We start from the raw sequence: 12,677 nt of genomic DNA on the forward strand, positions 1-12,677 counted from the left end.
ATGAATATACCTGGATTTTTTATAAAACACTGGCAATTTACCGTTTGTATTTTCCTGTTGATCATTTTTTTGGGGATCAGATCTTTCACAGAAATGTCCAAGACGGAAGACCCGCTATTCCCGGTCCCGATCTATCAGGTGGCAATTATTTATCCCGGTGCCAGTCCGGACGATATGGAACAACTGGTCGTAAAACCCATGGAATCTGCCTTAGGTTCCCTGGATGATATTGATGAAATAAAAACCACGATCAATGATGGGATCGCTACCCTTCAGGTCAAGTTCCTGCAAGATGTTGACATTGATAAGAAATATGACGAAGTTATCCGGGAAGTCAATCAGGAGCGGGTAGATTTACCGGATGGGGTTACTGATGTCGAGGTCATTCAGGGGTCTACCACAAATGTAAATATCGTACAATATGCATTGGTATCCCCCCATAAAAGCTACCGTGAGATTGAAGAATTTGCCGAACAGGTAAAGAGTGCCATCGAAGGAGCAGGCGGAGTTCAGGAGGTAGATATTCACGCGGTAGCGGAGCAGCAAATCGATGTGGAGGTAGATCTTCATAAAATGGCGGCCTATGATATTACCTTAAACCAAGTGTCCAATGCCATTCAGAGTGAGGCCACCCGGGTTCCGGGAGGATATGTCGATGTTTCCTCCAATCGTTATAATATAAGGACCAGTGGCAATTATGAATCTGTAGATGCTGTTCAAAATACTATTGTAAAGACCAATGGTACGCAACAGGTTTATCTCAAAGATATAGCCAGGATCTCCGAAAGTTATGCGGATGCGACATATTACGGAAGGTACAATGGGCAAAAAGCAGTTTTTGTAACCGCCAATCAGCAGGAAAACACGAATATATTCCGTGTAAATGATAACATTGAAGACCGTTTGCAACGTTATTACGACGCGGACAATGGCATTCAGCTCATCAAGCTTTTTGATCAGAGTCAAAGTGTTTCACACCGTTTAAACGGGTTGTACCGGGATTTTGTCATTGCCATTGTTCTGGTATTGTTCACGCTGCTGCCTCTTGGCCTCCGGGCTTCTTATGTGGTGATGTTTACCGTACCTACTTCCATATTCATAGGGATTACCCTGCTCTATCTTACGGGCTTTTCACTCAACCAGTTTTCGATAGTAGGATTGGTGATCGCCTTAGGGCTATTGGTAGATGACAGTATCATTGTGGTTGAAAATATCGTTGCCAAATTACGAAAGGGAAAAACCAGGGATGAAGCCGCCGTGGAAGGGACCAATCAATTGTTGGGAGCAATTATTTCAGTGACCATTTGTATCCTGCTTTCATTTTTACCATTGGTGATCCTCGACGGAAGCACCGGGGATTTTATCAGGAGCCTTCCTATGGCGGTAATTTATACGATGGGCGGTTCTTTTTTTGTATCCATAACATTAACCCCTTTAATTTCAAGGTATATTCTGAAAGATAACCTGGGAGATAACCGGTTCTACCGATGGCTGATGAAACTTAATGAAGGGCCATTTTTAACCATTCTGCACAAATGCTTAAAATACCCTAAGTCTACTTTGGCGATCGCCGGGGGATTGATCCTGATCGGATTCGGATTAATTAAGGTCATCGGGGTCACGTTCTTTCCTACTGCGGAAAAACCACAGTTTTTTATCAACGTAACACTTCCGCAGGAAAAAAATATTGAAGCGACCGACAGCGTGGTCAAATTTGTAGAGAACAATTTAAAGAAGTACCCGGAAATCACTTCAGTGGCCAGCAATATAGGAAAGGGAAACCCTAAGATCTACTACAACTTGTCCCAACAATCCCAAAAAGCCAATTTCGGAGAGATTTTCTGCCAGGTAAATGCATACCACAAGGATGAATTTAATGCTCTTTTGGAGCATTTGCGAAAAGATTTTGCCCACTATCCCGGTGCAGATATTGAAGTCAAGGAATTTATACAAGGGCCCCCGGTCTCCAACCCCATTGAAGTACGGATACTGGGAGAAAATATCGATTCCTTACAAGTTTTATCAGCAAAAGTAGCGAAAGCGATGAATGAAACCGAGGGAACACTTTATGTAAACGATCCGCTGGGCCAGACCAAGATCGATATAAAGATCGAGGTAAATAAAGATAAGGCCCTGGCCCTGGGTGTTCCGTTTAGTGAAATTTCCAGGACGATACGAATGGCTTTTACCGGAATTCCGGTAGCAGAGATCATGGGGACCGGGGGAATAGACTATAATCCGGAAATTGTGGTGAAAATGGATCCCGGACAGGTAGAAGATTTTTCAGCTTTCGACCATATCAATGTGTCCTCCATGTCTGGAAACCAGGTGCCATTAAATTCCATTTGCGATTGGCATTTTGAGAGCGCTCCTCCGGAAATCCAGCATTATAACCGAAACAGGAGTGTAACCGTTACAGCCTCGGTAGCTTCCGGATATCTCACCGGGGAAGTCAACAATAAATTGATCAAAAAGATCGAAAAGATGGACTGGCCGGAAAACTATCAATTTGAGGTCGGTGGCGAACAGGAAAAAAAACAGGAAAGCTTCGGGGGGCTTACCACCAATATGCTTATCGCAGTTTTTGCCATCGTGGCCGTATTGATCCTGGCCTTTCACGGGATCAAGGGGACTCTTATTGTAGCTTCCGCTATTCCTTTAGGAATGTTCGGAGCGGTAGTTGCATTGTGGCTTTTTGGTTATACGCTTTCTTTCACTGCCTTTATCGGATTGGTGACCCTCATTGGACTGGAGGTAAAGAACACTATTATCATCGTTGATTTTACCAACCAAATGCGCAAGGCAGGACATTCTATCGACGAAGCGATAGAACTGGCCCGGGAAGAAAGGTTTACCCCAATTTTCCTGACAACTTTAACAGCCGTTTTTGCTCTGATCCCACTGGTTATTGAACGTTCAGATTTCTTTTCTCCACTGGCATTAGTGCTTATTGGCAGGTTGTTGAGTTCCCTGTTCCTAACCCGTTTTGTTGAACCTGTGTTATATAAAATGCTGATGAAATAAGGTGGATAATAATAACAATAAAACCGGAATGGATGTTCTGGTGGTCATTTTATTAGTGCTTTATGCCATGTGTCTCATGTATTTACAAAACCAATTCTATATCGACTATTATAAATGTTATTATGAAAATCAATGTGAAAACTATAGGGAATGGCTGTACTATGTCCCTTAAAATACTCGTATGCTGTCTTTGCTTTTTCGGGCAAAGGACGGAAGCACAGATCAGGGAACCTTTTCAATTAGGGTATCGTTATACTCCTTTAAATGATGGGGATGGCAATGTACAGCAATTGCAGATGAAATCGATGTTCCCGATCTATCAAGGCGAAAGGTCAGTACTGGCTGCAGGAATCGCTTATTTACAGCAAAACGTCCATAGCGATACCCTGGAACTTCCGGAGCATTTATATGCTTTAGGGATCCCGTTGGTATGGAGATACCGGTTGAATACCGGAACGGATCTGCAGGTCATGGGAAATATCAGTGTGAATTCCGAATTCAATGGGATCTCCTCCGAAGACATCGTCTATGCCCTGGCAGGGACTGTGCTTAAAAAATATTCGGAAAGGCTGACTTTGGGATATGGAATCGGGTATGTCCGGCAATTTTTCGGAAACCAGGTCGTGCCCGTGCTCCATATGGATTACGAACCCAATGCCCGGTGGAAAATATACGGGCGGTTCCCCATACAGGCCGTAGCTGAATTTACCCCGCATGACAAGAATAGTTTCGGATTGGAATGGATCCTGAACGCCATCAGTTTCCGACTTGATGAAATTGACGGTGGGGAAGAAGGGTATGTAAAGAACAGAAATGCCGGTTTAATGCTGTTTTACCGGCGTAAACTATTCGGTCATTTGACCGCGAAACTATCGGTGGGGTATCGCAATACCTTGTATGAACAATTTTATAAAGACGACAATACCTGGACGCTGATCACTTTCCCCGTGGGAGAAGAGCCGACACCTGTACGGGAATTCAAAAATTCGGGGGGCTCGTTCCAAGTTGGTTTGAGCTATGATTTATTTTAAGGATACCATTTCATCGAAGTCATCACATGCTACAGAACTAAACACATGGCGGTAATAAAAACGAATCGTGTCTTAACACTACTTGGTATACTGAGCTTTTGGGGTATCCGGTCTTCCTATGGGCAGGAAGTAAAAACGTATAACGCACCCGGAAAAAGATGTTACAGCAATACCCTGTTCGTCAAAAAAGCGGAGGATCCTCAGGGCGTTATCGTTATGGATGTACAGAATAAGGATATAAAAACCTACGCAGAAAACAACCCCCTGGTTACTTCCGGACTTTTTGAGGCTTATAATTTTTTATACATCAAAATTCTGGATGAGCAGAGCAGAAATTCTGCAAGTTGTTATGAGACCATTACGGGAGTGATCTCACAGGTATATCATATCCGTAAAGATGCCTTTTATATGATCCGAAATTCATCATCAGACAACCGGAGCGGTCCAAATGGTAGTGGTGATAGTGCTGAACTGCATGTGATTTATGCCCCGGTACAGGATGTGGAAGATATCAAAAACAGCATAGACACCATGGCTGCCGGTAAAGAATATAAAATCCCGGAGGAACTTACGGAAAAGCAGCGGGACTCTATAAAAATGAAAAGCTTTAAAGGAAATTTCGATGCCGAACTGCACTATGCCCCTGTTTTGTTAACCGGGAACAAATTTGGGTTACAGACCGACTTTATAGGGGTATTCGGGTTGTCTTTCAAAAAGAATATAGGAGAAAAAAATGCGTTGGTCCTTAATCTTAATTATTCGCGTGCCAATAAAGATAAAGTACAGGAAAGTGTGATCTCTTCAGGTACAAAGGACACTATAAATACCCACGCCCTATTTGGCGGAGAGTTGTTGTACAGGACATATATAGCTCGGCGGAAACAATTCAGAATATTTGCTTCGGGAGGTGCCGGTTTTTATTCCGTCAATGATGTAGACCTTAAAAAAAGGAAAACGACCTCCGTATATCGGAAAAGGTATGAAAGCCAATATTTCACACTATTGATAGAAGGGGGTTTTGAATACCGTATTACCCCGGTCCTCAGTGTTAACAGTTCTGTTCCGTTAAAATACTTTATCAGTAACAAAACACCTGATCTGAATACATTTTCCTTCGGGTTGAATTTAGGGATTTCCTTTACCCTGAATACCAACAGGGTACTGAAAAATAAAAACAAGGATAAGGATGCCCCCAATTAAAGCGAAGTATAAATCCCGATAATCACAGGGATCCAAGGATAAAACTTAAACTTATGGCTGACAAATATTGTATAACTTAAATTGATTGATCATGAAAAAAAGCAAAATCTTAAAATTATGTTTAATGCTATGCATGGGTATTATTTTCGTTGCTTGTGATGAGGATGATGACTATATCTATTATTATCCTGAGGACATTGCCTATGGCCTGTTGGTTAATGCCAGTCCGGGTTCCGGGGATTTATACCTGTATGCTGATGAAAATCAAATCAACCAGGACCCGTTGAATTATACGGATGCGCGAGGGTACTATAATTTTTATACGGGAGACCGGTTGTTTTTTCTCAAAAACCAAAATGGAGAAACTTTAGATTCCTTGTCTGTAAACTTAAGTATGGGAGAATATTTCTCTGTTTTTGCCGCAGGAACGTATGGCGATAATATTGAGTTAGCGTTGTATCCGGACAATGTGGACTATCCGGGAGGGGGGAATGCCATGCTCCGTTTTATCAACCTCTCCCCGGATGCTCCTTCTGTTGACATATGGAACGGTGATGAAGTATTGGCAGAAGATCTGGATTTCAAGCAGGCCAGTGTATTTATAAAAATGGATGATGGAACCTATGATTTTAAATTTACGGATGCTTCTACCGGTGAACTTTTATTTAAGAGTGATGCTATGGATTTATACGGGGGTCGTACCTATACCATTTATGCCAAAGGGTATGTGAATCCTCCAAGTGGAAGCAATGATGTGCTGTCCATAGACAGGATCGTTAATTTCTAATGAGAGGGACAGGTTTATGTTAAGAGAGCAAATAGCACGCTCCCGGATAAGGGCCATACTAAAATTAATATTTAGACCGCGTGCTATTTGTTACTATCTTACAATAGCGGTTTCACCCCTTATTTTTTCAGCTTCACCTTTTTCGGTAAGCCATATTCATCCCATGAACCCTAAACTTGCAGTATTAAATAAACATATAATATAAAAACACATAGCGATGAAAAAAACACTTTTTATTTTAGTGATCTTAGTGCAAACGGCTGTTTTTGCCCAGCAGGAAATGTCTGAAGGCAAGGAATTCTACCAGGAAATACTCCAGGAACAGATCCACGCCCTGCAGCTGGAAGGCGATCAGAAAAAAGCGTTTACGGAAATAAGTAATAAATATTATGACAAAACCATGGCCATCAGGGAAAGTAACGCTTCGAGGATGTCCAGATTCAAAGAACTCAAATCCCTACGGGAAAGCAAGGACAACGAACTGAAAGCTGTCCTGGACGAAAACGAGTTCGAGGCCTATAAGGAACTCCAGAAGGAAAACCGGGAAAAATTGAAAGAAGCAAACAAAAAACGAAAAAATTAGGTTTTAGGTTGTTGGTTGGTTATTTTTTGTTGAACACTAAAGGCTCTTTTTATGGGATTTCCATTAATTTTAAAGAGCCTTTTTTTATTTTCTGTATGATGCGTTTAACCGGTAATGAAAAAAAAGTATTGCTCCTGGCGGCCATTTTTATAGCTGTCTCTCTCAATATACACCGATTATTGTTGCTTTTGCCCGAAGGAGGCGCGAGGGTTGGCACCCCCTGGAGCTTCAACCTTCCGGAACTTATATTCCAGGTTGTTTACCAGGGGCTCTTCTGTTATGTGGTTGGCTATATTAATTTGAGGTTGTTGCCTCCGCCATGGAGATTATCAGATAAATGGTGGTACCTGCTCCTGGTCAATTTTTTGTTGTTTGCCACCTTTCTTTTTGTCGGGATATACTCCCAGGATCAGATATTCGACAATGTTACGGATCGGCGGATGTACCGCGGCGGTTATATGGTGCGTTTTGCCATAAGTGGCGGATTGATCCTTATACTGGTTAAGATACTTCTGCTTTACAGACAGCAAAAGCTGAAGGACAAAGAAAACGAACGCCTGAAACTGGCCTATGCGAATGCAGAGATCCGGAACCTCAGGGCACAGGTCAACCCCCATTTTCTGTTCAACGCACTGAGTAACCTTTCTTCCCTTGTACGTGAAGAACCCAAAAAAGCCCAGGAATACATTGCTCATTTATCAAGGGTTTTCCGTCATTCCCTCTCTGATCATCAAAAGCAACTGACCAACCTGCGGAAGGAGATGGGGTTTCTCCGGTCCCATATAGAATTGCTGAAGATCCGTTACGAAGATGCCCTTATTGTTTCTATCCCGGTATCCGAACACTGGGACAAAAAATTGCCCCATATGTCCCTGCAACCCCTTTTGGAAAATGCCGTAAAGCACAATTTCCTGTCACCCGAATACCCGTTGCGAATAGATATTACCTGTACAGATGATACCCTTGTTTTTAAAAATACCCTCAGGAAACAACCCTTCCGGGAATCGTCTACCGGAATAGGACTTCTGAACCTGAACGAGCGGTACAGGATACTGACCGGTAAAGAAATAGAGATCGATAAGACGGAAACTCATTTTATTGTTAAATTACCATTAATCTGAAGTATTGATGTCATTAAAAGTAGCCATTATAGAAGACGAGCCCGCCATTGCGAGGAACCTGGAATACACCCTTGGTGAGATCGGCAAGGACATTGCTGTTCTATATGTATTGGGTAGTGTTTCAGAATCCGTGGACTGGCTGAAAGCTAATATACAACGTTGCGATCTGTTGTTTATGGATATCCGGCTATCTGATGGCCTGTCTTTTGAAATATTTGAACATATAGAACCTGTGGTCCCGGTGATATTCATTACAGCCTATGACGACTATGCGCTGCAAGCGTTCAAGGCCAATGGGGTGGATTATATCCTGAAACCGTTTGAGCAGAAAGATATTGCCAGAGCGCTGGATAAACTGCAACGAATCCGTCACAATTCGACCGGAGAAGACCCCAGGTTTGCAGAAAGGGTACAAACCCTTCTGAATTATATGGAAAATGCAGGAATCCAACCTTACAAGGAAGCCTATCTGGTACATTATCAAAACAAGCTCGTGCCGCTTCCCGTGGAACACATACACTGGTTTTATACTTCCAATGAGGTCGTATACGCTCATACTTCCGACGGAAAAAAGTATGTTATTGATACCACGCTGGAAAGAATACAACAGGAAGTCTCACCGGTAAAATTCTTCAGGGCCAACCGGCAGTTTATCCTTCAGAAAAAAGCGATCCGGGACATTGATTTTTATTTTAACGGAAGACTTGTGGTCAATGTGCTGCCCAAACCTGACGAAAAAATAATCGTCAGTAAAGCCAGGGCCCCGGAATTTAAAAAATGGCTGGATGACTAAACCGCTACGGGTTTGAAGTCCGCAGGTTTGTGGCAGACGGAAAGGCTCTCTGTCACGGATACGTTAATAATGATAAAAAACTGAGAGCCCGTCTACGTTTTATCCCTTCGGCAAACCCAGGACATTTGTGGCTGAAATATATAGAAACTAAAGTCGCTGCCACAATCGCGATAATTATCGGGTGCCAGGGTTTTAACCCATGAGATGAACCCCATAAATAACCAGAAGTAAGATATTATTACCGGGCTTTCTTTATGGGATATTTGTTTCCCGGACCAGTTCCCTTCGCCTGGGACTGTTTTCCAGAACCGTCAGCATTCGGTTTACCTGGTCCGCAGTAAATATATGCATACACGCATCCTCCGTATAATCCATAAAATTTTCTACCATATCAAGGGTGCCGCAGCTTATATGTTCTTCGGGACATCCGTAATTCGGTGCAGCGGCTGGCGGAGTATCATTACAATAATCATCCACGGCACAATCCCCGTCGCCCCATATATGCCTTAAGCCCAACCAATGACCTACTTCGTGAGTCGTAGTCCTTCCCAGATCATAGGGACGGACCAGGGAAGGGAAATTCCCTTTATCACTGCTTCCGAAATATTTGTAACCAATGACAATCCCGTCCGTGTCTTCGGGACCTCCATAGGGGTCCAGTCCTTCCAGCCCGGATTGGTCAGGGAACTGCGCATAACCAAGCAGGTCCCTGCTGACAAATCCTCCGAAATTGACGGTCCAGATATTAAAATACCTATCGGGAGGCCAGATGGTATGAGGTTTAAGGCTGGTTTCGATGGGGTTACGCACAAACCCTTTTGGCCATTCGTTCCGGCCCCCGTGTATCCTATCGATACCGGGTTCTTCCATGACAGAACCGTCCGGAGCCTTTTCGGAGAGCACGAATTCTATCCGGGCATCCCCACCTTCCGGGTGTTCATTATATCCTCTTGTACCGGATTTTTTTCTAAAATCTTCGTTTAAAACTTCTATCTGTGATCTGATCTGTGCTGTGCTGATGTTCGCCCCCTGCCCTACGGGCTCACCGTTGTGTACCACATGGACGACAACCGGAATGCGATACACCCATTCGGTATTGACATCGTCATCCGGATCACAGGAGGAGACCAGGAACAGAAAAAGGAAATACCGGGGCAAAAGAGTTTTTGTAGATTTCATAGGTTTGATGTTATAATGCTGCAAAATTATTTTTCCGGGTTAAAAAAGGTTTTTCCTTCCGGGTGAAACGGCATATTGAAATGCCAAGTGATCCGAATTCCGGGGTGAATTACCCATGTGTAATACCTTCCTGCCTGTTGATGAAAGAGCCGTTTGGAAATTCGCCCCGGGCTTTCTCCGTTTCACCTTAAATTCCTGTACGGCATTCCAGTGTTTTTGAAATTTTGTCCTAAAAAGATCATGGAAGCTATTCATTTTCAAGAAGGACGAGGCAGGGGAATTATTTTTATGCTGTTGCTCGCATTGATCATCGCAGAGATCCTATGGAGCTGGAAAAAAAACAGGAAGGTATATGACGTAAAAGACACCCTGGCCAATCTAGCCATTTTTGCGGGGTTCCAGCTTTCCAAAGTTGTGTTTTTTGGAGTACAGTATGCTTCTTTAAGTATAGTAGCTTCCTTTGCCTTATTTGAATTTCAGGAAAACCCGGGTATTTTTCTCCTTACTTTTTTGACGGTAGACTTTGTCTATTACTGGTATCACCGGTTATCTCATCAACTGAAATTCCTATGGGCCTTTCACCTGGTACATCATTCCAGCCTGTTTATGAACCTCACGGTATCGTACCGGCTCAACTGGCTTAATGCTTTGATAAGCCCTTTTGTATTCGCTCCCATGGTACTCATAGGATTGCCGTTCAGATTTGTCGCCCTTTCCTTTGCCTTTAACCTGCTATACCAGTTTTTTCTTCATACGGAAGCTGTCGGTAAGTTGGGGTTTATCGAAGGTGTTTTGGCTACACCCTCTGCACACAGGGTGCACCACGGATCTAACGCAGCCTATATAGATAAGAACTTCGGGGGTGTATTTATAATCTGGGACAGGATTTTCGGCACCTATCAAAAGGAACTGGAAAAACCGGTATACGGCGTCACTACGGGTTTTATCAGTAACAATCCCCTGGTGTTGGTCTTTAAAGGTTTGGTGGATTTCTTCAGAGGAAAGATGAACTATAAAGGATGACGGTTCACCCTTAAAACCAGCAGTCTTACCTTTTTTAAGTATCGAAGAGTTCCTGACTGGACATAATTTAGTATAAAATTTAAATCAGCACAAACATGAAAAAAACACCATTCATTTCCGCACTCGTACAAAGTAAAATATCGTGGACGATGCTACTGCTATTTACATGTGCCCTGATGTCTTGCAGTGATGATGATCGTACCACCGAAGACCCTTTTGCCGAAATCACCGAAGACCCTTTTGCCGAAATCACCGAAGAACAGGCTGCCGAAGCTATGCTGATGGCCGTATCTCCGGAAACAGGCGGCACTGTAGTGCAAACTCAGGAAGCCCTATATGTTTTGGAAGGAGACCCTATGAGCCATAGCACACACGCCTCATACCAAACCGGGGATTATGAATGCGGACAAATATACAATGCTACTTACAGTGGCTCCGACACATCCGGTTCTTATACGTTTGATATTGATTATCAGTGGGATTGGACACTCTATTGTGATGCCCAAGGAAATCCGGAGGAATTTATCTTTGACCTGAACGGAAGCGGGTATTATACCACTCCCAGGATGACCTCCGACGACACTAACGAAGCCAATATACAGGTCTCGGGGCTGAATGATACTGAAGATCTCTATCTTATAAACGAGGAATATACCAGAACGGGAACACAGGAATCTTTTATACGAAATAAAAACAGTTTTTCCAGTACGATAACCATGTCTACGGTGAAGCTTTCCATTCTAAAATCAAATTACAACATTACTTCGGGGAGCATGGCCATTGCCTTTAAAGGAACGTCATCCCAGGGGAATACCTATTCGTTTTCCGGAGAACTGGTGTTTCACGGTAATCAGACAGCTACACTTACTTTGGGGAGTGGTAATGCTTATGAACTGGTCTGGTAAACCTGGTTCTGTAAAAGATTAAGCCTGCAGGTCCTCTGTTTATAGTAGTTGCGGGCTTTTTATATTTAACTTATTAAAAAATTTTGACTGAAATGAAAAATAGAGATTTTGCTTCCACACGAAAGCATTTTGTGCTGCATGGCCACGGCTAATAAGCGTCCAAGTATAGCTTAGGAATAATAAGCTTCTATTTCAGCAATTAAAGGGGAATCCCCCCTATCTTCCGATATTCATAAACTTCTTCCGGACCTATAAATTTATGATACAGAATATTTGCTTCGGAGGAAGACAGGGATCAAATTATTGAGAAAATCAGGACTTTTATGAAGACTATATAACAATAGATAGCATCAGTCTCAAGGTGCCGATATCTAAACTAAAACCGGTATAATAAAGACTCTCTCATATTCCCTAATAAAGGGAAAAATAACAGGGGGAGTCCCTGTTATTTTTTGGTAAATGATGAATTTTTAAAGCCGCGAAATTCAAAAAAGCGAAGGAACTCAATGATTTTAGTCAAAAAAAGGACACTTTGACCATGGAATCCCAACCCCAGCTTCCCAAGGGCGATGGATGAGCTTCCCTTCTTTTTACCGCTAATCTCTATAATTCATTTTTTTTCTGAATACCATATTAATTCTGAATTTTGCATTACTTCCCGTAACTTGAATATCCTCTCCCCCACCGACACCTATTGTCCCCGAGGAAGCATTATATGCATCTACATAATCAAAACCTAATGTTGACATGGCGTTAAGTAAATCCGTTTGATTGCGTATTTGAAGATTATTTCTCTTTTGAAGTAATTTTTCCAGGTTCTGTAATACATTTTCATACTGTGATTTTTTACTTTGGATGGTAATGTTCATTCCTCCTAAAAGCTTCGTGTTTTCAGAAGTGATAACCACATATTCGGGGAGTTGTTTAATATTAACAGAAGATGAATTATCGACATTTAATTCTTGTGCAGATAAACCGACAGTTCCAAATACGGACACCAAAATTAATGCGATTACATTTTTTTTCATTGT

11 protein-coding genes are annotated in these 12,677 nt (G+C 42.5%); 9 read left to right on the forward strand and 2 right to left on the reverse strand.

Going from position 1 to position 12,677, the window contains the following annotated elements; all coding sequences use genetic code 11:
- The 7 genes from ACVBDY_RS17205 to ACVBDY_RS17235 all read left to right on the forward strand — a co-directional run bounded on the left by ACVBDY_RS17205 (nucleotide 1) and on the right by ACVBDY_RS17235 (nucleotide 8,539).
- A complete protein-coding gene (locus ACVBDY_RS17205; RefSeq protein ID WP_447176691.1) occupies nucleotides 1-3,024 on the forward strand; it encodes an efflux RND transporter permease subunit in 3,024 nt (1,007 codons plus the stop codon).
- Between the two features lie 122 nt (nucleotides 3,025-3,146).
- Nucleotides 3,147-4,055, forward strand: coding sequence for a DUF6268 family outer membrane beta-barrel protein (locus ACVBDY_RS17210; protein ID WP_447176692.1), 909 nt, complete (start codon nucleotides 3,147-3,149; stop codon nucleotides 4,053-4,055).
- Nucleotides 4,056-4,100: 45 nt separating this feature from the next.
- Nucleotides 4,101-5,255, forward strand: coding sequence for a hypothetical protein (locus tag ACVBDY_RS17215; protein WP_447176693.1), 1,155 nt, complete (start codon nucleotides 4,101-4,103; stop codon nucleotides 5,253-5,255).
- A gap of 91 nt (nucleotides 5,256-5,346) precedes the next feature.
- Nucleotides 5,347-6,042: a DUF4397 domain-containing protein gene (locus tag ACVBDY_RS17220; RefSeq protein WP_447176694.1), complete on the forward strand. Its 696-nt coding sequence runs from the start codon at nucleotides 5,347-5,349 to the stop codon at nucleotides 6,040-6,042.
- A gap of 217 nt (nucleotides 6,043-6,259) precedes the next feature.
- The gene (locus ACVBDY_RS17225; RefSeq protein ID WP_447176695.1) at nucleotides 6,260-6,625 is read left to right on the forward strand and encodes a hypothetical protein; all 366 of its coding nucleotides are present in this window, start codon (nucleotides 6,260-6,262) and stop codon (nucleotides 6,623-6,625) included.
- 95 nt (nucleotides 6,626-6,720) lie between these two features.
- On the forward strand, nucleotides 6,721-7,746 hold the full coding sequence (locus ACVBDY_RS17230) for a sensor histidine kinase (protein WP_447176696.1): 1,026 nt from the start codon (nucleotides 6,721-6,723) through the stop codon (nucleotides 7,744-7,746).
- A gap of 7 nt (nucleotides 7,747-7,753) precedes the next feature.
- On the forward strand, nucleotides 7,754-8,539 hold the full coding sequence (locus tag ACVBDY_RS17235) for a LytR/AlgR family response regulator transcription factor (RefSeq protein ID WP_447176697.1): 786 nt from the start codon (nucleotides 7,754-7,756) through the stop codon (nucleotides 8,537-8,539).
- Nucleotides 8,540-8,791: 252 nt separating this feature from the next.
- On the opposite strand, the gene ACVBDY_RS17240 is transcribed toward ACVBDY_RS17235, so the two are convergent.
- Entirely contained in the window at nucleotides 8,792-9,718 is a 927-nt protein-coding gene (locus ACVBDY_RS17240) for a zinc metalloprotease (RefSeq protein WP_447176698.1), read from the reverse strand.
- A 240-nt stretch (nucleotides 9,719-9,958) separates the two neighbouring features.
- Here ACVBDY_RS17240 and ACVBDY_RS17245 point away from each other — a divergent pair, with 240 nt between their 5' ends.
- Complete coding sequence (locus ACVBDY_RS17245) at nucleotides 9,959-10,741, forward strand: sterol desaturase family protein (RefSeq protein WP_447176699.1); 783 nt, start codon at nucleotides 9,959-9,961, stop codon at nucleotides 10,739-10,741.
- A gap of 95 nt (nucleotides 10,742-10,836) precedes the next feature.
- Complete coding sequence (locus tag ACVBDY_RS17250; RefSeq protein ID WP_447176700.1) at nucleotides 10,837-11,646, forward strand: hypothetical protein; 810 nt, start codon at nucleotides 10,837-10,839, stop codon at nucleotides 11,644-11,646.
- Between the two features lie 596 nt (nucleotides 11,647-12,242).
- Here the strand turns inward: ACVBDY_RS17250 and ACVBDY_RS17255 are convergent.
- Complete coding sequence (locus tag ACVBDY_RS17255; protein WP_447176701.1) at nucleotides 12,243-12,674, reverse strand: hypothetical protein; 432 nt, start codon at nucleotides 12,672-12,674, stop codon at nucleotides 12,243-12,245.
- Nucleotides 12,675-12,677 lie beyond the last annotated feature (3 nt).

The sequence above is a fragment of the Sinomicrobium halophytocola genome, from assembly GCF_052983395.1.

Excerpts from the sequence above, each read along its gene's own strand:
- ACVBDY_RS17205 (WP_447176691.1), top strand. The coding sequence starts at position 1 with ATGAATATACCTGGATTTTTTATAAAACACTGGCAATTTACCGTTTGT.
- ACVBDY_RS17210 (WP_447176692.1), top strand. The coding sequence starts at position 3,147 with ATGAAAATCAATGTGAAAACTATAGGGAATGGCTGTACTATGTCCCTT.
- ACVBDY_RS17215 (WP_447176693.1), top strand. The coding sequence starts at position 4,101 with ATGGCGGTAATAAAAACGAATCGTGTCTTAACACTACTTGGTATACTG.
- ACVBDY_RS17220 (WP_447176694.1), top strand. The coding sequence starts at position 5,347 with ATGAAAAAAAGCAAAATCTTAAAATTATGTTTAATGCTATGCATGGGT.
- ACVBDY_RS17225 (WP_447176695.1), top strand. The coding sequence starts at position 6,260 with ATGAAAAAAACACTTTTTATTTTAGTGATCTTAGTGCAAACGGCTGTT.
- ACVBDY_RS17230 (WP_447176696.1), top strand. The coding sequence starts at position 6,721 with ATGATGCGTTTAACCGGTAATGAAAAAAAAGTATTGCTCCTGGCGGCC.
- ACVBDY_RS17235 (WP_447176697.1), top strand. The coding sequence starts at position 7,754 with ATGTCATTAAAAGTAGCCATTATAGAAGACGAGCCCGCCATTGCGAGG.
- ACVBDY_RS17240 (WP_447176698.1), bottom strand. The coding sequence starts at position 9,718 with ATGAAATCTACAAAAACTCTTTTGCCCCGGTATTTCCTTTTTCTGTTC.
- ACVBDY_RS17245 (WP_447176699.1), top strand. The coding sequence starts at position 9,959 with ATGGAAGCTATTCATTTTCAAGAAGGACGAGGCAGGGGAATTATTTTT.
- ACVBDY_RS17250 (WP_447176700.1), top strand. The coding sequence starts at position 10,837 with ATGAAAAAAACACCATTCATTTCCGCACTCGTACAAAGTAAAATATCG.
- ACVBDY_RS17255 (WP_447176701.1), bottom strand. The coding sequence starts at position 12,674 with ATGAAAAAAAATGTAATCGCATTAATTTTGGTGTCCGTATTTGGAACT.